18 protein-coding genes are annotated in these 22,359 nt (G+C 28.0%); 17 read left to right on the top strand and 1 reads right to left on the bottom strand.

Annotated elements, in window-relative coordinates; all coding sequences use genetic code 4:
- Nucleotides 1-54: 54 nt before the first annotated feature.
- The 10 genes from AAHM77_RS01210 to AAHM77_RS01255 all read left to right on the top strand — a co-directional run bounded on the left by AAHM77_RS01210 (nt 55) and on the right by AAHM77_RS01255 (nt 11,977).
- Nucleotides 55-1,065, top strand: coding sequence for a hypothetical protein (locus AAHM77_RS01210; protein WP_342252315.1), 1,011 nt, complete (start codon nt 55-57; stop codon nt 1,063-1,065).
- Between the two features lie 164 nt (nt 1,066-1,229).
- Nucleotides 1,230-2,156, top strand: a complete 927-nt coding sequence (locus AAHM77_RS01215) for a hypothetical protein (protein WP_342252316.1) — start codon at nt 1,230-1,232, stop codon at nt 2,154-2,156.
- Nucleotides 2,157-2,505: 349 nt separating this feature from the next.
- On the top strand, nt 2,506-3,327 hold the full coding sequence (locus AAHM77_RS01220) for a hypothetical protein (protein ID WP_342252317.1): 822 nt from the start codon (nt 2,506-2,508) through the stop codon (nt 3,325-3,327).
- Nucleotides 3,328-3,689: 362 nt separating this feature from the next.
- Nucleotides 3,690-5,225 carry an ABC-F family ATP-binding cassette domain-containing protein gene (locus tag AAHM77_RS01225; RefSeq protein WP_342252318.1) on the top strand — a complete coding sequence of 512 codons (1,536 nt, stop codon included), beginning with the start codon at nt 3,690-3,692 and terminating at the stop codon, nt 5,223-5,225.
- Between the two features lie 126 nt (nt 5,226-5,351).
- On the top strand, nt 5,352-6,734 hold the full coding sequence (locus tag AAHM77_RS01230) for a hypothetical protein (RefSeq protein WP_342252319.1): 1,383 nt from the start codon (nt 5,352-5,354) through the stop codon (nt 6,732-6,734).
- 99 nt (nt 6,735-6,833) lie between these two features.
- Nucleotides 6,834-8,066 (top strand): serine hydroxymethyltransferase, encoded by a 1,233-nt coding sequence (locus AAHM77_RS01235; RefSeq protein WP_342252320.1) that lies wholly within the window; start codon nt 6,834-6,836, stop codon nt 8,064-8,066.
- Between the two features lie 177 nt (nt 8,067-8,243).
- The gene (gene typA / locus AAHM77_RS01240; protein ID WP_342252321.1) at nt 8,244-10,070 is read left to right on the top strand and encodes a translational GTPase TypA; all 1,827 of its coding nucleotides are present in this window, start codon (nt 8,244-8,246) and stop codon (nt 10,068-10,070) included.
- 106 nt (nt 10,071-10,176) lie between these two features.
- Nucleotides 10,177-11,406 (top strand): SLAC1 family transporter, encoded by a 1,230-nt coding sequence (locus AAHM77_RS01245; RefSeq protein WP_342252322.1) that lies wholly within the window; start codon nt 10,177-10,179, stop codon nt 11,404-11,406.
- Nucleotides 11,407-11,509: 103 nt separating this feature from the next.
- Complete coding sequence (locus tag AAHM77_RS01250) at nt 11,510-11,764, top strand: hypothetical protein (protein ID WP_342252323.1); 255 nt, start codon at nt 11,510-11,512, stop codon at nt 11,762-11,764.
- Entirely contained in the window at nt 11,765-11,977 is a 213-nt protein-coding gene (locus AAHM77_RS01255; RefSeq protein WP_342252324.1) for a hypothetical protein, read from the top strand.
- Here AAHM77_RS01255 and plsY read toward each other — a convergent pair.
- On the bottom strand, nt 11,951-12,859 hold the full coding sequence (plsY, locus tag AAHM77_RS01260; protein ID WP_342252325.1) for a glycerol-3-phosphate 1-O-acyltransferase PlsY: 909 nt from the start codon (nt 12,857-12,859) through the stop codon (nt 11,951-11,953). The genes AAHM77_RS01255 and plsY overlap by 27 nt on opposite strands.
- Nucleotides 12,860-13,061: 202 nt before the next feature.
- On the opposite strand from plsY, the gene parE reads away from it, so the two are divergent.
- The 7 genes from parE (at nt 13,062) to efp (ending at nt 22,321) form a co-directional block, all read left to right on the top strand.
- A complete protein-coding gene (gene parE / locus AAHM77_RS01265; protein ID WP_342252326.1) occupies nt 13,062-15,005 on the top strand; it encodes a DNA topoisomerase IV subunit B in 1,944 nt (647 codons plus the stop codon).
- Between the two features lie 149 nt (nt 15,006-15,154).
- Entirely contained in the window at nt 15,155-17,524 is a 2,370-nt protein-coding gene (gene parC / locus AAHM77_RS01270; protein WP_425288819.1) for a DNA topoisomerase IV subunit A, read from the top strand.
- 20 nt (nt 17,525-17,544) lie between these two features.
- Nucleotides 17,545-18,654: a M24 family metallopeptidase gene (locus AAHM77_RS01275; protein ID WP_342252328.1), complete on the top strand. Its 1,110-nt coding sequence runs from the start codon at nt 17,545-17,547 to the stop codon at nt 18,652-18,654.
- Nucleotides 18,655-18,666: 12 nt separating this feature from the next.
- Nucleotides 18,667-19,323, top strand: a complete 657-nt coding sequence (locus AAHM77_RS01280; protein ID WP_342252329.1) for an IspD/TarI family cytidylyltransferase — start codon at nt 18,667-18,669, stop codon at nt 19,321-19,323.
- A gap of 63 nt (nt 19,324-19,386) precedes the next feature.
- Nucleotides 19,387-20,322: a hypothetical protein gene (locus AAHM77_RS01285; RefSeq protein ID WP_342252330.1), complete on the top strand. Its 936-nt coding sequence runs from the start codon at nt 19,387-19,389 to the stop codon at nt 20,320-20,322.
- A gap of 12 nt (nt 20,323-20,334) precedes the next feature.
- Nucleotides 20,335-21,777, top strand: coding sequence for a hypothetical protein (locus AAHM77_RS01290; protein ID WP_342252331.1), 1,443 nt, complete (start codon nt 20,335-20,337; stop codon nt 21,775-21,777).
- On the top strand, nt 21,764-22,321 hold the full coding sequence (gene efp / locus AAHM77_RS01295) for an elongation factor P (protein WP_342252332.1): 558 nt from the start codon (nt 21,764-21,766) through the stop codon (nt 22,319-22,321). The genes AAHM77_RS01290 and efp overlap by 14 nt, the downstream gene beginning before the upstream one ends.
- The last annotated feature ends 38 nt before the right edge of the window (nt 22,322-22,359 follow it).

The raw sequence follows: 22,359 nt of genomic DNA on the forward strand, positions 1-22,359 counted from the left end.
AAATGATATAATTATAATAGTATTAACATACTGTTTTTTTTATGGGGGTATATTATGAAAAAAATGTTAAGTATGTTATCAACAATGAGTATCGCTATTATACCAATGGTAAGTGTTGTTGCTTGTGGGGATGAATTAGAAACCCAACAACCTGAAAGGTTAAGATTTGATTTAGATTTTTTAAATGATCAAAATCATTCTATTTATAGTTTATTAGCATTACCTATTTGAGACAATAACACAAATTCAGGTTATGGTTTCTATCCATCAGAATGGGATCCCACTATTGGGACATTAAAAGATGATGGGATGTACTCATGAATGTTTGATGGGAGCGCTGAATCTTATGTTAATAATAGTGTTGTTAATTTTATTCAAGATTTTACATATACCAATAATGAAGGAATAACAACAAATCCTTATAAAAATATTACAAGTGATAATATAAATGTTGAATGAAATTATGACACTACTGCAGGTATCTATAAAGAAACAATTACACCTAGTGATACTGAAAATGCCCAAAATTTATTGACTGGAAGTTGTGAGTTTTACATTAATAACTTTGCTCCAATTGATTTATCAAAATTGGGAGATAATGGTGTAATTACAATTCCTGGCGAAGGAATTTTTGATTCAAAAATATCTGCTGAAAATATTAATCTACAAACATCTCGAAAAATATCAGATGCTATATATAACCATTTTACAGATGAAAAATTTTTTAACAATAATAATTTAAGTATGTATAATGGTTACTTTGGTAAAGATAATTTATCTCAAGATCCTAATGGATATTATTTTGCTAGTTCATTTTCAACAAATGGTGGTGATGATTATCCTTACAGTTATGATGATTTAGAAAAATCATTAATTTTAATTCCAATTGCGAAAAATTGAAATGATTTAAACGAAGAAACTTGGCAAGCAGATATAATTAATAAACAAATTACATTCACAATAGAAGCAAATTATAATAATCCAAACATAGAACACCAATCACCACATGACCCTACAGTTATTGGTTCATGTACATTTATAATTGATTATTCTGATGTACAATAATTCTAAAATAAATAATTTAAAAATTATTAAAGAATAGCTATTTTTAATATTTATACATTATAAATATTGTTTAAATTAAACATTTAAGGTATAATAATTTCCTTAAATATGTTATAATTAATATAATAAAATTAATAATATACTACATTCTGTGGGGGTATATTATGAAAAAAATGTTAAGTCTTTTATCAACAATGAGTATCGCTGTTATTCCAGTGATGAACGTTGTAGCTTGTGATGATCCAGATTCATCAAAATTTAATTTAAATATTTTAAACGATCAAAATCATTCTATTTATGCTTTATTAGCATTACCTATTTATGAAGAAGGTTATGGTTTCTATCCATCAGAATGAGATCCCATTAACGGGACATTAAAAGATGAGGAAATGTACTCATGGATGTTTGATGGGAGCGCTGAATCTTATGTTACTACTGTCGCTGTTTCAATAATCGCACTATCATACGAAGGAATTACAAGTGATGATATAAAAGTTGATTGAAATTACGACACTACTGCAGGTATCTATAAAGAAACAATTACACCTAGTGATACTGAAAATGCCCAAAATTTATTGACTGGAAGTTGTGAGTTTTACATTAATAACTTCGCTCCAATTGATTTATCAAAATTGGGAGATAATGGTGTAATTACAATTCCTGGTACAGGAATTTTTAAACCCAATGAATTACCTACAACAGGTACAGATCTCGGTATACACACAGCCAACAGAATATCGGCTGCCATCTACAATTATTTTACAGATGAAGAATTTTTTAATAATAATAATTTAAGTATGTATAATGGTTACTTTGGTACAGATAATTTATCTCAAGATCCTAAAGGATATTATTTTGCTAGTTCATTTTCCGATGAAGACGGGAATGGTTGATATAGCTATGACGATATGGATAATTCGCTAATAACAATACCGGTTGCATTAACATCCGCTGAATTGTCGAACAATCCATGAATTGTAGATGTGGCTAATAAAACAATTACATTTACAATAGAAGCGAAACATTCAGCAGAAGACCCTACAGTTATTGGTTCATGTACATTTACAATTGATTATTCTGATGTACAATAATTCTAAAATAAAAAGTCTAAATGAATTTAGACTTTTTATTTTGAGTGATAAAGTTATATAAAATAAATAATTTAAAAATTATCTATTTTTAAATTATTATGATATAATTATTAGTTTATACACAATTGAAATAAAATGTATTTTATTATATAATATGATTATATATTATAAACTTTATTTTTTAATTATTTTTACAAAAGAGATTGTGCAAAGATGATAGCTGAGTTTTTTTAATTTTTGTAGAAATTTATATCAAAAAATAATTTCATTCATTATTTAGCAAATTGTGATTATCATAATATTTTCTCAGTGATTTATATTTAAGTTTTAATCATGTTGTGGGTACATTATGAAATGATTTACAAGATTGTTTATGTTAATTATTTTACCGATTGGTTTGTCAATGGGTGTTCTTTATTTTTTATTAAACTTAAACACCACAGAAATGGTAAGTTCAGAAACTGTTGCCAATAAAATTGATCATGACGGAAATATTATATTAATCAATCCAGAAAAAGACGAAAGGTCTACAAGAATTAGTTTCACAAAATGATTTGATGCAATAGTAGATTCGTTCATACCCACAGAACATGTGTACGAAAGTGTTGATTACACAATTAAAACAACTGGTGATTTTCAAGCATTCCCCAAAGACACTAAAAAAAATGGTCAATTGTCTATAACACCTAAAATAATCACTATAACTCCTATTGGAAATTCTGATTATTTTTTTGGTGAACCAATTAGTTTTTGATACATTGTTACAGACAAATTGATATTAAATGATAATATTTATCTTACAAAAACTACAAAAGAACCATATTTGATGTTAAAACCAGATGCAAAACAACTATATGTAATAGACCATTATGCTGTTCAAGACACAGTAAGTAACATCCATAGCGATCAAGAATTTGTTGAACATATAATCAATGATTATTACACCGAAAACTTAATAGGTTATAGTGATTATTTTTTAAGTAGTGCATTTGATTTTAATTCAGATAACATAACTGTTTTAGATGGTAATGCAAATCCAGTTGATTGAGATAGTGAAAATAATATTATAAAAACAATTTGAATTAAATTAGATGATACTAATTATTGATTTGAAAATACTGGCACTCTGACTTACATGAATACTTTATATTTATCTGTGCAATTTATATAATTTAAATGCATAATAAATAAATTCAAAAGTTATATTAGTTTCATTCAGTTTAAAAAAGTGAGAGATGAAATTAAGAAAAATTATATTGACTTGAACTATATTTTAAAAAGATATTAGTTTTTTAACAATGATGAATCAAAATTAAAAATATTGTTGGCATTATTATCCAATCATAAATTTAGAATTATATTTTCTGTTTGTAAAACATTTGTTTATTTTTTAATATACCAGATACTTTTCAAATAAAAACGATGAACTCATTGTTTTTATTTGAGCAATTTATTAAATTTTTATCTAGTCTATAACTTTAACCAGTGTTATTATATATTATATATATTTATTTTTTTGGAAAGAAACTAATTTTGAGCATTTTAAGAGCAGAGAATATTACTCACAAAATTAAAGGTAAACCATTATACGAAGATGCGACGCTAATCATTAACAATGGGGAACATATTGCCTTAGTGGGACCAAATGGAGCTGGTAAAACAACTTTGTTGAACATACTATCTAAAAAAATTAATCCCGACAATATTTTTTTTAAATTTGGTAAAAATTGTAAGATTGGTTATTTAGATCAACATCAAGATGTTGATCGTAATTTAACTGTCATTCAGTATTTACATTCTACTTATCAAAATTTATATGATAAATCACAAAAAATTGAAGACATTTATTCAAAAATGTCTGAAGAATATAATGAAAAAGAATATATGAAAGCAATGGGATTACAAGAAGAATTAGAGCATTCAGGTTTTTATTCTATCGATCAAACAATAGGTAATTTAATTGATGGATTAGCGATTGATAAGGAATGACACGATAAGAAATTAGAAGAACTATCTGGAGGGCAACGCGGTAAAGTTCTGCTTGCGAAATTATTATTATCAGATAATGACTTGTTATTACTAGATGAACCAACTAACTTTTTAGATGTACAACAAGTTAAATGATTAATAAAGTTTTTGAACAATTATAAAAATGCTTTTTTACTTGTTTCACATGACCGAGACTTTATTAATCAAACTTGTTCAATTATTTATGCTATTGAAAATAAAATAATTAATCGTTATGTGGGGAATTTCGAAAAATTCATAGAACAAAGTGAATTAAGACGCGATCAATATGAAAAAGCATATGAGAGTCAAATTAAAAAAATAGATAAATTAAAAACTTATGTTGATAAAAATAAAGCTCGTGCTTCAACTGCAAAAAGTGCGCAGTCACGTCAAAAGCAAATTGATAAAATGGTTAAATTAGATAAATTGGCCAAAGAACCTTTGCCAAAATTTAACTTTAAATATATTAGACCATCTACTTCTTTATTTGTTAAAGCGGATAATTTAGAAATTGGTTATAAAAATAAAGCGCTTTTAAAACCCTTAACATTTGAAATAAGAGAAAATGAAAAGTGGATTGTTAAAGGATACAACGGAATTGGTAAAACAACTCTATTAAATACCCTATATGGATTAGTAGATAAAATATCGGGTACTTTAAAATTAGGTGATCAATTGAAAATTGGTTACTTTAAACAAATTGAAGATCTTGATGAACGCACTCCGATTGAATATTTAAAAACCTTAAAACCTAATTTAGAAGACAAAGCAATCAAAACTATTTTAGCTAGCGTTGGAATTAAAACTTCTTTAATGTTTAATAAGATGAATCAATTATCAGGGGGACAACAAACAAAAGTTCGAATTGCCGAGTTATGTTTAGAACCTTATGGTTTATTAATTTTAGATGAACCAACCAACCATATTGATATTGCTGCTAAAAGTGCCTTATTAGAAGCGATTCAAAAATTTAAGGGCGCAATTTTAATTACAACACATGACATTAATTTTGAAACTAATTGAGCAGATAAAATTTTAAACTTTGAAGACCTAATTTAATAACTGTTGTATTTTAAATAATTTATAATATAATTTTAAATACTTTACTTTTGATTTTACATTGACCTTATTTTTAGGTATATTTATTATAATATAATTTGTTATTTTAATTGGCGGTTTTCTATAATGAAAAGTTCAAAATATAATAAATCATATAAAATTGAAAAATATCCTTTGAAAAATATTGTTTCAAATAATAGCGCTGCGCTTATGTGTGATTGCAACATTTGTACACGTGTAACCCAAGGCCGATACTCTTATGTTAATTACTTAGATAATTCCAAATGTTTAAAATACAAAACTAGGTTTAACCCTAGTGAGCAACCAAGACCTCGACCTAATGGTTTTGACATTCCAAAAGTAATACAACCATTCAAACCTTATGCTAATAATAAACCTTTGAATCAAGGGTTCACACCTTATGTTAATAATAAACCTTTGAGCCCAAGTATAACTCCTGTTAAAATTGAAGATAATGTTAATAATATTAATGAAATAATCAAAAATAATAAAAAATATAAAATCATAATTGGTGCTTCAGCGGTTTTTTTAATTGCAATAATTATAATAATTACTTCAACACTTTTGGCGATCAATAGTTCAAACCCTGGACCTAATCCTGGACCAACACCGATCCCGGGTGATAAATTTGATTTTTCTCAATTAGGAATTGATGATGAATTAATTAAACAAGCAGGAATAAAAACATGGGACACAGAAAATGAGACAGGGGATGTCTACTTTCCATTAGAATGAGACCCTCAATATGGTTCAATTGTAAATGATGATAATCTATCGTGAATGTTTAACGAAGAAGCTGCTGCAAACTTCATTTTACCACTTATAGTCGAAGATATATTAGCGTCTGATAATAATAAAAATGGTGATTTTGATAATATCAGTGTCCATGATATTGCTTTAAGTTGAAATTATAATACAACAGCAGGGCAGTTCACCGAAACTATCAGTGCTAGTGACACTGATAATGCCCAACAACTATTAACTGGTAGTTATCAATTCATTATTTATAATTATCCACCAATTGATATTTCTAATTTTGGTGATAATGGGGTATTAACCATCCCTGGTAATAAAGTGTTCACTCCTGGTCAATGTCCTTCAGCTGAAAGTCCAAATTTAGATATTTATGCTTCACGTAAGTTAACTGATGCAATTAATGACTATTTCACACAAAATAATTTTTTTGAAGACCAAAATTTAAAAATGTATCAAAACTATTTTAACCAAACAAATCAAGATCCGAAAGGAACTTATTTTGTAACTCAGTATAAAATAAATAAAGAAGGCTTCTATAATGAACTTCCAAATACCGAATGTTTAATCGAAATTCCTATGGCTGAAAATGGTGATCAATTAAATGAATGGGTATCAGATGTCCCTAATAAAACTTTTAGTATTGATGTAAACACCAATAAGGAAAAATATAGTGATCCAACAGTGATCGGAACTTTAAAGGTTGTGTGTAGTTGAGAGGGAATTGGGCTATAAAAATTAAAATATATTAAAAAAAGACAATTTAAAGTGTCTTTTTTTAATATATAATTATTTAAGTTTAAATAACGATGATCATTAAAAAAGGACATTAATATGATTGATAAGCAAATTAAAAAATATTTAAATTTAGAATTAAATCGTCAGAAACAAAATGTCGAATTAATTGCTTCTGAGAATTTTGTCTCTGAAGAAATTTTAACAATTACCGGTAGTGTGTTGACCAACAAATACAGCGAAGGATATCCCTTCAAAAGATATTATGGTGGTTGCCAATATATTGATGAAATTGAACAATACGGTATTGATCAGGTAAAAAAAATATATAATGCTGAACACGCTAATATTCAACCACATTCTGGTAGTCAAGCAAATTTTGCCGCTTATTACGCACTACTAGAACCGCAAGATAAAATTTTGGGTATGAGTTTAGAAGCTGGCGGGCATTTAACACATGGTTATAAAATTAATTTTTCTGGTAAATTATACAATTCTAGAACTTATGGAGTTAATGCCGAAACAGGGTTATTAGACTATGAAGAAATTGAAAAAATTGCTCTTGAATTTAAACCAAAATTAATTATCGCTGGTGCAAGCGCTTATTCTAGAACAATTGATTTTGCTAAATTTAAAATGATTGCCGATAAGGTAGGAGCTTACTTAATGGTAGATATGGCGCATATTGCTGGTCTGATTGCTGCGGGTTTACATCCTGCACCATTTCCTTATGCTGATGTTGTAACTTCAACAACCCATAAAACTTTACGTGGACCTCGTGGAGGAATTATCCTGTGTAAAAAAGCATTGGCTAAAAAAATAGATAGTTCTGTTTTTCCTGGTAATCAAGGAGGGCCGTTGGAACATGTTATCGCTGGAAAGGCGCAATGTTTTTCAGAAGCGCTAAAACCAGAATTTATTGAATACCAAAAACAAGTAATTAGTAATGCACAAGCATTAAGCGAACGCTTAAAAGAACATGGTTTTAAATTGATAACAAATGGCACTGATAACCACTTAATTTTAGTCAATGTTAAAGATTCAATAAATATAACAGGTGCTCAAGCACAAGAAATCTTAGAAAAAATTAATATAACATGTAATAAAAATATGATCCCAAATGATACAGAATCGCCATTCATTACCAGTGGTATTCGTTTAGGAACCCCCGCAATGACAACTGTTGGTTTTAAAGAAAAAGAATTTAAAATCATTGCAGATGTTATGAATTTAATATTAAAAAATAATACATCAGACAATATAATTAAATGTCAAAAAATAATTTTGGACTTAATGAATAAATTTAAGATCTACAATAATATTAAATATTAATAAATTATATTTTTTAATTAGTAAGTATTACCAAACCATGCCATAAATTATAGATAGGTTATAATAAAATCTTAATAATATGATGATTATTAAAATAATCCTTTATTTTAATAAATAATTTCTCTAAAATATATTATAGTGTGCGTACCATTGGTTTTATTTTAGAGGAGTTATTATATGCATAAAAAAATAATAAACATTGCCGTTATTGCCCATGTTGACGCTGGTAAATCAACTTTAGTTGATGCGTTTTTAAAACAATCAAAAGTTTTTCGTGAAAATGAAGAAAAGTCAACACAAACACAAATTATGGATAATAATGATTTAGAAAAAGAACGTGGAATTACCATATATTCCAAAAATTGTTCTGTTCAATATAAAGACTACAAAATTAATATTGTAGACACTCCAGGTCACAGTGATTTTTCATCTGAAGTTGAACGTATTTTAAAAACTGTAGATACAGTCATTTTACTAGTCGATTCATCTGAAGGTCCAATGCCTCAAACTCGGTTCGTGTTATCAAAATCATTAGAATTAGGTTTAAAACCAATTTTATTAATAAACAAAATTGACAAACAAGACCAAAGAGCAACAGAAGTAGTTGACGAGGTTTTGGAATTGTTCATGAATTTAGACGCTAATGAAGAACAATTAGAATTCCCGGTATTATATGGGATTGCAAAAAATGGGATTGTTCAAAAAGAATTAACAGATAAGGGTGAAAATTTAGTTCCTTTATTTGAAGAAATTATCAATCATACTGGTGCTTACAATCCACAATTTGAAGAAGAACCAGTACAATTACAAATTTCTTCACTAGGTTATGATTCATTTATCGGTCGTTTAGGGATCGGTCGTTTATTCAAAGGTAAATTAAAGAAAAATCAAAATGTTGAAATTTCAACTAATAACGGTGATATTTTAAAAGGGAAAATAAATGATCTTTTTATTTATGAAGGATTAAAAAGAACAGAAACAGATTTAGCTTGTGCTGGAGAAATTGTAGTAATTTCAGGGATTGAAAACATTTCAATTGGAGATACTATTTGTGAGGTTGGCAAAATAAATGCGATGCCCAAAATAATTATTGAAGAACCAACAATGAGTATGAATTTTTTAGTTAACAATTCACCATTTGCTGGTAAATCTGGTAAATATATCACAACAAGAAATATTAAGGAACGTTTAGACAAAGAACAAGAAATCAATGTAGGTTTAAAGGTTGAACCTATGACCGATTCATCAGCTGATGGTTTTAAGGTATTTGGACGTGGCGAATTGCATTTATCAGTTTTAATTGAAAATATGCGTCGTGAAGGTTTTGAGTTAGGAGTTTCTAAACCTCAAGTAGTTTTTAAAGAAATTTCTGGTCAAAAACAAGAACCAATAGAAGAAGTGATCATTAATGTGCCGACTGAATATGGTGGAACGGTAATTAAGAAATTGAACTTAAGAAAAGGTTTGATGCAAGATATGGATTCTGATGGCGTTAGGGATAAAATAACATACCGTATTCCCACAAGAGGATTAATTGGTTTTCGTAAAGAATTCACTAATGATACACATGGTGAAGGTATCTTAGTCAGAAGAGTGGATGGTTTTGAACCATACAAAGGAGAAATCCCTAGAAGAGGAAATGGTGTTTTGGTGAGCATTATTGAAGGTGTAACTTTAGCTTATGCATTAAATGCTCTAGAAGAACGCGGAATTTTATTCATTGGACCTCAAACAAAAGTCTATGAAGGGATGATAGTAGGATTACATTCTAGAAATAATGATTTAAATGTCAACCCATGTAAAGCCAAAAAATTAACAAATACTAGATCTTCTGGGACAGATGACTCAGTTCGTTTAACACCACCAACAGTTTTTAATCTGGAAGAATCATTAGAATTTATAGAGAACGATGAATTAGTAGAAGTAACACCGGATGCTATTCGTTTAAGAAAAACCATATTAAAAGAAAACGAACGTAAAAAGGGGGGTAAAACAAATTTTTAAAAAAATATTTTTTATAAATTTGTTGCATATTGTGTTTTAGAAATGTATAAAATAATATTATGTTAAAGTAAAGGAATTTTAAAATTAAATATAAGAAGTATTTAAAATGAAAACGACAAATAGTGATGATTCAAATGTTAAAATTTTGAACAAAGATATTAAAAAAATTAGCAATTTAAAAGAAAAGAATGTTTTTGCCACTCGTATGCATAACGTTAATCTAGGTATTTTATCTTTTGGTTTAGGTATTTTAACCTTAGCTAATACATGATTTCAATACTTAGTAGTTACTGGAGATAGTGATCCTAACAAAATAATACCTTTTCAAGCAGTTTGCGCTGCCATTCAATTATCAATTATTGTAATAATTTTACTAAAATGAATTGTAGATTTTAAAACAATTAAAGTAGCTTTATTTGAACCGACAGAAACAGCACACTTACCATTGTTGTGGTTGTTATTAGTTTCATTCTCAACATTTTTATTTCAGTTAGCTGGAAGTGATGTGACAGGAGATCCTGAAAATAAATTTTTATTTATGTTTGGTCAAATTTTATGATGAATCGGAATGATTCCTCAAATTTTATATTTTGGGTTCTGATGATACGTTATGGTTAAAAATGGAAAATTTAAAGATATCGATTCTTCTATATTAATTCCAAATATAGGTTTATCTGTAGGGACAGCTGTGCCCGCAAATATGTTTGCTAACAATTCTATCTACAGTGTGATAATTCCAATTTTATGATTATTTAGTTTTTTAATGTATTTATTATGTTTAGTATTAATTTTATGAAGACATTTATTTGTTCAACCGGCATTAAGTGAAAAATTAGCTCCAACTATTGCAATCATCGGTTCTGGAGGTTCATTACTACTAGCTACATTCTATGGAATAGGGGTAGACGCTCATAACGCTGGTACTGATCAATTTTATGATAAATTATTCGGTACTAACTGAACTATATTTATGATTTGAATGTTATTCATTGTCTCAACTATGATGGGGTTCATTGTTTATATGTCTATATTTAAATATTTATTTGCAAAACAATTTAATCCAAATATGAATTCATTCACATTTCCAACTGCAATTAGTGCTGGTGGAACATTAACATTTGCAGCATTTTCAGGTGATATGGGTTATGGAAGTTCATTGATAAATGGATTAAAAATCGTTGGTTTAATTCAATTATGTGTATCAACATTAATTCATACACATCTACTGATTAGTAATACTTTTGCAACTGGTTATGCTTTATCTGTTAGTCCAGAAAATTACAAATTGGATAATACAAAAATCAAAAAATATTACCTTAATTTCTTAAAAGATTAATAATTAATTTTTAAATAAAAAAAACATTTGGTTAATCCAAATGTTTTTTTTATTTAAAGGAATTTTTTTTGCAATAATTAATTATTTTTGAAAGGAGGTAAGAATGAATGTACTAAATAAACAACAAACTCAAAATATAATCGGTGGAACACTGAGCGGGGCAGTTTTTTCAGGAATTGCCGATATAATACAACGGTCTATGTTTGGGGTTAATTCTTTGATAAGTTCAATTAATTCTTCTATTTTAGTTTCACAACATAGCGACACACCAAAGGGAAGTTACAAAACCAGTGATGGTGCTATGTTTGAATGAGATGATTCAGTATTATTGAGTGACAGTAGTTCTCTGATCAATTAAATGAAACTAATCGCAAATGAAAAATTATCAAATTATAAAGCTGGTTTTGGATGATTATTCATTCCTTTAGCAATTGATGCAGTTTATGTATTAACTAATGTGATTTCAGATATTGTTCAAACCAATACACAAAATAAACTTATTGCAGATGTTAATACTAGAAAAGAAGAGGAATGAAAGCAATTTTTAAATAATACTAATCTCATTTATTAAAATTAAAAAAAGATTATTTTTAAGTAATCTTTTTTTTATTTTTTTTACTACATTTTCATTTATTGGTTCTTCGGTTTTATTATCATTTTTACAATTTTTAACTTCCAAATCACCATCAGTTTTACTAAAATAGAATTTTTTTTCTTCACCATCTAACAAACGGTTTATATTTTTATGATGTTTACAGATCAAAATAATACCAGATAACAATAATATAATGTTGGAAATATATCATGAATCTAAACAAGTTTGTGAATAATTTAGCGCAAATGAATATTGATGAAAGTTAGAGAAATTTAATTCCCAATTAATATTATTTAAATCTAATCAAAAAGATGGCATCTGATCAAAGCCTGAAATTCAGGGTAACCAACAAAACAATACAATAACAATGGTTGCTATAATACTAGAAAATGAAACTTTTTTAAAAATAAAATATAATGACCATCACACAAAAGCAAATATTAAGAAATAAAAAATATTAATACAAATAGTCAAACCAATAAAAGTAGAAACAGCTTTTCCACCTTTGAATTTAAACCATATAGGTCAACAGTGACCAATTATAACTCCGAAAGCAGGGATATAGTATGAGATACCACCAAATAGTGCATATGTTTTTGTTGTTATTAAAGAAAATAAAAATGACATAATTATAGTAAATGGTACCTTCGATACATCTAAGAAAAAAACTAAAACACCTATCTTTGGGCCTAAAACCCTATACGTATTGGTTGCGCCTGCATTTTTGCTAGAATATTCTCTAACATCTGTATTATAAATTTTTTTGCTTAAAATTATTGATCAATTTATCGATCCTACAAAATAACCAATTATAAAGCAAATTATTGTCCCAATAATGGAATATCCTAAATCATTCATAATAACCTTCTTTTAATTTTGTTATTAATTATACAATATTATTTGTAAATATAATCATTAATTTTTTTTTAGTATATAATATACATAAGAATTTAAAAAATGAAGGTTATTAATTATTAAGTCTATAACTTATCAATTAATTCTTCGCAATTTTAAAAAATAATTCCAGATAATAATTTAAATAATATGAATGGTGAACGAAATGGCGAATAATAATTATGATGAATCTAGTATTATAATTCTTGAAGGTTTAGCGGCGGTCAGAAAAAGACCTGGTATGTATATTGGTTCGACTGATTCTCGTGGCTTGCATCACTTAATATGAGAAATTGTTGATAATTCAATAGACGAATCATTAGCAGGTTATTGTGATGAAATCACAGTTGATTTATTAACAGATGATTTTGTTTCGGTAGAAGATAATGGACGTGGAGTTCCTACCGGGAAACACAAGAATGGCAAATCTACGCCTGAAGTGATTTTTTCTATTTTACATGCAGGTGGTAAATTTGGTTCTGGAGGTTATAAAACCTCAGGTGGTTTACACGGAGTTGGTTCCAGTGTTGTTAATGCTTTATCTGATAAGTTTGATGTAGTGATCCATCGTGATAAACAAATTCATGCAATTTCCTTTGCAAACGGTGGGAATGTAGCTAAAAAATTAAAACAAATTGGAACAACTAAAAAAACAGGTACGATTGTTAAATTTCATCCTGATCCTTTAATTTTTAAAGAAATTAAATTTAGTTTTTCTACTATTTGTTATCGTTTACAAGAATCTGCTTTTTTAAATGATAACTTGAAAATTAACATAAATGATCATAAAAATAATCGACAAGTAACTTACCAGTACTCAGATGGTATTCAAGATTTTATGAATTTTTTGAATGAAAAGAAAAAAAAGTTAACTGACGTTATTTTATTAAAAGAACAAAAGGGTAAAGAATTAAACATTAAAATTGCCATTCAATATACAGATGATTTTAACGAAAACATTTTATCTTTTGCAAATAATGTTAAAACACCAGATGGTGGGACACATTTAACTGGTTTTAAGAGTGGTTTATTAAAAGCAGTTAATAAGTATGCACGAGATGAAGGAATTTTAAAGGAAAAAGAAAAGAATTTAGATTCTTATGATATTCGCGAAGGATTATCAGCTATTATTTCCATTCAAGTGAATGAAAAATTAATTCAATATGAGGGGCAAACTAAATCTAAATTAGGTACTCCAGAAGCTAAAGTGTTTGTTGATAATTTTGTTTCTACACAATTTTTATTTTGACTAAAAGAAAATAAAAAAATAGCTTATGAGATAATTCAAAAAGCTTTATTGGCAAGATCGGTTCGTGAACAAGCGCGAAAAGCGCGTGATGCTGCGCGAAAAAATAAAGGAAAAAGTCGAAGCAACTTATTAGTTGGTAAATTAACACCACCTCAGGGTAAAAATAAAGCAGTTAATGAATTGTTTTTAGTTGAGGGGGATTCTGCTGGTGGTAGTGCAAAGGGTGGACGTGATTCTTCTTTTCAAGGAATTTTACCCTTACGTGGAAAAGTGATAAACTCACAAAAATCTAAATTGGCTGATGTGTTAAAAAATGAAGAGATCAACGCGATCATTAACTCTATTGGTGCTGGCTTAGGAAATTCTTTTGAAATTGAAGATGCGAACTATGCTAAAATTATCATTATGACCGATGCTGATACTGATGGTGCACATATCCAAACTTTATTGTTGACATTTTTTTATCGATACATGCGACAACTAATTGAAAATAAACGAATTTATGTAGCGCTACCACCTTTGTATAAAATTACAAACAAAAGAACAAAAGAATATAGTTACGCCTGAGAAGATGATGAATTAGCGCAGATTTTAGAAAACATGAATGATAAATATGAATTGCAGCGTTACAAAGGTTTAGGTGAAATGAATGCTGATCAATTATGAGAAACAACGATGAACCCTGATACTCGACAATTAATATTAGTGAACATTGATGATTTATCAGTCGTAGATAAACAAGTAGACATTCTAATGGGTGATGATACTGCTAAAAGAAAAGATTGAATTAATGAAAATGTTAAATTCATTTCAGAGAAAAATGAATATATAAAAATTGAAAAAAATGATGATACACAATAAGGGAAAATAAGATGGTAAAAAATTTGACACCTGATGACGGGCAAATGAATTTAGATGAATCATTAGATTTTGATTCAAGCAACAATGGTGACGATGGAGATGGTGGTGATCATAAATCTTCTGAACTAGTATATAGTTTGGATTTTTTAATGTCTGAGCGATTCGGGAGATATGCGAAATACATTATACAAGAACGTGCCTTACCTGATGCTCGTGATGGTTTGAAACCTGTTCAAAGAAGAATTTTATATGCCATGAATGAATTGCGTTTATTTCACAATACCGCTTATAAGAAAACAGCGCGTATTGTTGGTGAAGTAATCGGGAAGTATCACCCACATGGTGATACTTCTGTAAATGATGCTTTGGTTCGTATGAGTCAAAAATGAAAATTGCGTTACCCATTAATAGATATGCACGGGAATAATGGTTCAATTGATGGTGACCCTGCTGCTGCGATGCGTTATACAGAGGCAAGACTGACAGAAATGTCTAGTTTTTTATTAATGGATCTTGATAAAGAGACAGTAGATTTTATAGCTAATTTTGATGATTCAGAAATTGAACCAGCGATTTTACCTGGTCGCGTCCCCAATTTATTACTAAATGGTGCAACCGGTATTGCTGCTGGATATGCGACTAATATTCCGCCGCACAATATTTTAGAAATTATTGATGGTTTAATTTATCAAATAATGAATCCGGAATGTAAAATTAAAGATTTGTTAAATTTTGTAAAGGGTCCTGATTTTCCCACAAAAGGGACTATTCAAGGTGTAAAAGGAATTAAAGAAGCTTACACCAAAGGGAAGGGTAAAATTATTATTCGTTCTAATTTTTATTTCGAAAAAAATAATATGATAATTGATGAAATTCCTTATGATGTTATTAAAAAAGATTTAGTAAAAAAGATTGACGATGCTCGTTATAACGAGCAATCTTTGCTGATAAAAGAAGTTCGTGATGAAACTGATCGTAATGGGTTGCGTATTGTTGTTGAATTAGAAAAGGATGCAAATCATGAATTAGTTCGTAAGTATTTGCTGAAAAATACAAATCTTCAAGTTTCATATAATATAAATATTGTTACAATTATTAACCAACAACCAAAATTAAGTAATTTAAAAGATTTGTTTTCAGCTTTTATAAAACATCAGATTGAAATTGTTACTCGACGTTCAAAATTTTTGCTAAATAAATTTAATAAGCGTTTAGAAATTATTGATGGTTTAATTAAAGCAGTTTCCATTTTAGATAAGATTATCAAAACTATTCGTTCCTCAAACAATCGTCAAGAAGCTATTGACAATTTAATTTTAAAATATAAATTTTCGACAGTTCAAGCAACCGCGATTGTTCAGTTGAGATTATATCGTTTAACATCGACTGACATTGTTAAAATTGAACAAGAAAAAGGGGAACTAATCAATAAAATTAATCGTTTAAAAACAATTTTAAATTACCCAAATGAATTAAACAATGTCATCATCGAACAATTAGAAGAAATCAAAAATAAATATGCAGATTCAAAACGTTTGTCACAAATTGAAAATAAAATGGAAGAAATTGAAATTGAATCCACCGAAACAATTATTGAAGAAAAAGTAGGAATTTGAGTATCTCGCGATGGTTATCTAAAATGCTTGGAAAAATCAGTTGCATTAAAAGTTAGTCCGGACAATTTTGCTCATAAACCTCAAGATATTTTTATCGCTAACTTTATAACTTCAAACTTAAATAAATTATTATTAATTACCGATCAAGGTAATTATGTAATTATTCCAATTCATCAAATTTCACGTCATAAAGCAAAAGATATCGGAGAGCACATTAATAAGATTGCTCAATTGCCAAGTGCTGAAAAAATAATTCAGTGTATCGTGATTAATGACTTTGATAATAAAGATAATTATAAAGTGGTAACTATTTCTTCAGAAGGATTTTACAAGCAAACTGTAATCAAAGAGTTAGAGGCAACAAGAATTTCTAAAGCCTTAAAAATAATGAAACTGCGAGAAGGTGATTATTTGGTGGGTGCCCAGTTGATAAGTGATGAAGATACTTTGGTAATTATCACGCAAAGCGGATTTATTTTCAAACATTCTACAATAGACTTCGCCAATACAGGTCCTAAATCATTAGGAGTCAAAACAATAAAATTAACAGATGACATTGTTGTAGGGGCTTATATTTATAATTCACATAATAAATATAGTTTAACTTTCTTTAATGATAATAATGGTGTTAAAAAAATTAATTTAGATGAAATTGATTATAACCGCAAACTTACCAAAGGGGTTTTAAGTTTTAAAAAGATGCAACGAACAAAAGTTCAAATAAAGAGCGCATTCTTGACCAATAAAAATACTATATTAAGTTTATTGGATAAAAATGACACTCTAATTAATTTTAGTTTAGAAAAGATTAGAAATACTTCGACTGCAACAGGCTTTACAAATTGTAGTTTAAATGATATTTCACAAATTGTACTACCTAAATATTACAAAATAATAAGATAAATAATTTAAGGAGTAATATAATGATGAAAAATTGAGAGCAATATAAAATTGATCGTAAACAAATATTAAAAAATAAAATGGTTGAAGATGGAGTTGATGGAATTTTATTTCATTCATCAATTAATCGTCAATGGTTTACCAATTTTAGCACTACTGAAGGATATTTATTATTTAGTGATAAAGCGATTATTTTATATTTAGACGGCCGATATATAACAGCTGGAAAAGAACAGGCTGCAAATGTTGATGAAATTAAATTAATGCCAACAAATTCGCAAAATGCTTTTATTGAATTATTGTCTAATGATTTAAAAAATAATAATATTAAAACTTTGGGGTTCGAGAGTGAATACACAAATTTTGATGAATATTTTAAATTAAAAACTCAATTAAAAAATTTTGTTTTAAAACCAATGAATGTAAATCAAATCAGAACTATTAAAGATGGTGAAGAGATCCAAAAAATTAATGGTGCTTGTGAAATTGCTGATAAAGCTTTTGCGTCAGTCTTGAAAAAAATTAAAAGCGGAATGCGTGAAAAAGAAATTGAAGCAATTATTGCTTCCTCATTTATATTAAATGGTGCCGATGGAGTTAGTTTTAATTCTATTGTGGTTTCAGGTAAACGCGGGGCCTTGCCACATGGGAGAGCAACTAATAAAATTATTGAAAAAGGTGATTATGTAACAATTGATTTTGGTTGTATTTTCGAAGGATATTGTTCAGATACGACAAGAACTATTTGCATAGAACAAGATAACTCAAAGATGAACGAAATATATGCAGTGGTTGCTCAGGCACAAAAACTAGGGATTGAAGCTGTTAAACCAGGGGTAACTACCAAACAAATTGATGATATTTGCCGAGAGTACATTACAAAGGCAGGATATGGAGAGTATTTTATCCATTCAACAGGACACGGACTAGGAGTTGAAGTCCATGAATTTCCAAGAGTTTCACCATTTTGTGATGTTCCATTAAAACCTGGGATGGTTATTACAGTAGAACCTGGAATTTACATCCCAGACTTAGGGGGAGTGCGCATTGAAGATGACATTTTAGTAACTTTTGAAGGTTATGAAGTTTTATCTAAAGCTCCAAAAACTTTGGATAAACCAATCATCGTTTAAGGTTAATCGAAAATGAATTATTCTGTGATAATTGTTGCCGCTGGTCAGGGTAAACGTTTTGGTTTTCAAAATAAATTACTTTTAAAAATTGGCGAACAAACTGTAATTGAAAAAAGTATTAGTGTTTTTTTACAAGATCCGAATTGTCAAAAAATAATAATTGGTGTTTCTAAAACTATTTCTGAATTTTTAGAAAATAAAATTAAAAATTTAACAAAACCAGTTTTATTGGTCGAAGGCGGACAAACAAGAGCTCACACTGTTTTAAGCTGCATAAAAAAAGTTAAAACAGGAAATTATTTATTAATACATGATGGAGCTCGTCCCTTTATTAATTTAGAGTTTATTCATAAGATTTTAGAACCACTAAAATCTTATGAAGGGGTAATTCCTGGAATTAAACCAAGTGATACAGTAAAGAAAATAACTACTTCTAATTTAGTTAGTCAAACATTAAACCGTGATGATTTAATGTTAATTCAAACTCCCCAAGCTTTTCATTTTAATAAAATTGAAGAAGCATATTATCGATGAAGTGATAATGACCTACATAATGTTAACGATGATAGTCAAATTTTAGAAAACTATAGTGATAATTGCTATATAAAAATTATCGAAGGAAATCCGAAAAACATCAAAATAACATTCCCCAGTGATTTTAAATCTTAGCTTTAAAAGGTTTTTAATAAATATGTTATAATTATAATAGAAGTAATGACTGGAGTTTTTCTTGTGGGTATTTTTAATTTTTCGCATAAAAAAAATAATGGTAACAACAAAACCCAAGATGGGGGAAAACCTGCTAATTTTTCTGGTATGCAAGATTATAATGAAAATATAGAATCTATTTCTAAAATTGTAAAGAAAGAAAATGACACTATTAACTTTTATAGTAATCTAAATAAAACTCATAATTTTACAAAGCCATTAAAACAACCAGAAGGGGTTACTCAAAAATTTATTCCAGATAATAATAATAATAACGGTTTGTCCCTGAATGAAAAACTGAGAAATGCTAGAATGAAGGTCAATGCTTTGCAAAAGGAATTACCTAACGATAACGAAGAATTAATAAGAAGACTTAACAAACGTCGTGAATTATCCAAAGAACAATATGAACAACAAGATTTTCAAAAAGTTTTAGATGATATTAAAAAAAGAAATTTTGACCAAAGAATGGATCGTATGTACAAAAGAATCCAACTGGCAAATCGAGACAACAAGGATAACTCTTATTGAGAAACTACTCGAAGTAATCTTAGTCCTTCTTCTTTACTAAATCCTAATAATAAAAGAAGACCAGAAATAATTAATAAAAGTTATCATCAAATTAAAAGACCTAATCCTATGCAAGGGCCACCGGAAATAGACATGACTATTGAGCATTATTCAGAATCACATGGATCAAAAGAAAATATGCAAAATATTAAAGACAAAAAAATACAATTAAATCATCAATCAATAAATCCTGCTGGAGTGCCAAATTTTTACAATAACCCCTATAAAAACAATGATTTAAAACAAAATCATAACAATGAAAATAATGTAGATCAAACAATAAAGACGAAACTAAATGAAAATACTGTCACAATGACGGTAAGTCAACTAAATAAAATTGTAAAAAATACTGTTAATGATGTTATTAAAAATATGAAAAACAAAAAGTAGAAAGCTATCCTTATGTTAATAGACTATATAATTTTAGGTATTCTTTCGTTTTGTATAATTGGTTATGTTTTGGTTTTAAAAAAATTTGGTTTTAAAAATCCGAAAGAATGAATATATTTGATTCAAATTTTTACTTTTTTTTTAGGATTTTTTATTATCTCTGATTTTAACTATGATTTTATTATCAATAGTCTTGATATAAATATTGCAAACAATTCGTGATTATTTGTATTTGGTACCACTAGCATTTATTCAGCGATTTTTTTTATTCCAGTTTCAATGATATCTGCGATGATTAGAAGTAGAAAAAATATTTTTTATATAGCCTACAGTTTCTTCTTTGTTAGTGCTGTTTTAACATTAGTTGTCCCTTCGTTACCTACTGTAATAATTTCAACTATATTTTGCGGGATGGCATTAAGTACTAATTCTTTATGGTATGTTTCATTTAACGAGAATTTTTTAAATGATTCTCGTCCTTTTTATGCAGTTGGATTTTTAATGCCAGCTTTCTTTTTAGGGAATCTAATTGCAATTAATTTACAAAATATCATTGGTTTAAATGGTAATGGTAATTTATTAATGGGAATAGCTATCGGAATTATTGCAATTAGTTTTTTAATGAATATTTTCTTAAAAGAAAATCAGAAAACACTTGGTGCTTTTGACATTAAAGTGCGTGATAGTTTAATGAAATTTAAATGAATTAAGGTTTTTAGTGTTTTATTTTTATTATTTATTATTACTAGTGTAATTTCTCTAGGTACAGGAGATTTTTATCGGTTATTTGTCGGTCAATTAGATTATCAAAATAATGTTAATTTTGATTCTTTTCGCCAGTATTTATTTATTGCTGGGGAAATGATTGGTGCATTTGTCGGTTGCAGATTAATTATTAATAGCGTTAGTGTTAAAAATAGCATTACTACATTTTTTGGGATAATTATATTATATTTTGCAGTCATACCATGAATTAATGATTCAATTATTATAATGTGTTTAAGCTTCGTTTTTGGAATTAGTGCTTCTAGTGTATTTTGTTTATTACTTAGTTTAATTTTGTCTTATAATGCCAGAATTGTCCTAAAACCCATAACCGGTATATTTTCTGGTCTAAACGCATTAATTGTTGGTTTAAATCAATATGGTCAACGCTTAATTTTAATTAATCATTTTGGAAATAATGTTGTCAATGAGTGACATATATCTAATAATGACATACCTCAAAATATCTTTTTCTGAATTTCTTGTTCTTTGATACTACTATGTTCTATAGGAATTTTATATAATAACTTAAGAGCAAAATATTTTATGAGTGAATATTATTGAACTCATAAAAATAATGCGTGATTAACCAATTTTGATAAACTAATGGAAATAGATAATCCGCATTTAAACTTAAAATTAATGGAATTTAAACCAAAAGGAAAAGGAATGAAAAATGATAAACGTTAATGATTTAAAACCAGGCTTAACAATTGAATTTGATAATAACATTTATATAGTAATCGATGCACAACATTCAAAAACTGGGCGCGCTCAATCACATGTTAAAACAAAAATTAAAAACTTACGCAATAATGCGATAATTACCTTTACTTTTACTGGTGGTCAAAAAGTTAAAAAAGCGATTATCGATAAGAAGGAAATGCAATATTTATATAGTGAAAAAGACGAAGTTTTTTTCATGGATAATGAAACTTATGAACAGATGTCTTTGTCAACAAACAAAATTAAATGAGAACAGAAGTTTTTGAAAGAAGGATTAAATGTAACTATTCAAATATTTGATGGAGAATTATTGAATATTGTTTTACCTGAAAAAATATCTTTAAAAATTACAGAATGTGAAGAAGCCATAAAAGGAGATACTACATCTACAGCTTTAAAAAAAGCGATTTTAGAAACTGGTCTAGAAGTGATGGTCCCTTTATTTATAACCAATGGTGAGAATATCTTAGTTTCTACATCTGATGGAAAATATTCAAAACGAGGATAATTTATCATATTGATTTTTCAATATGATAAAATGATATT

The sequence above is a fragment of the Spiroplasma endosymbiont of Amphibalanus improvisus genome, assembly GCF_964030645.1.
GTDB lineage: Bacteria > Bacillota_I > Bacilli_A > Mycoplasmatales > Mycoplasmataceae > CAXIPX01.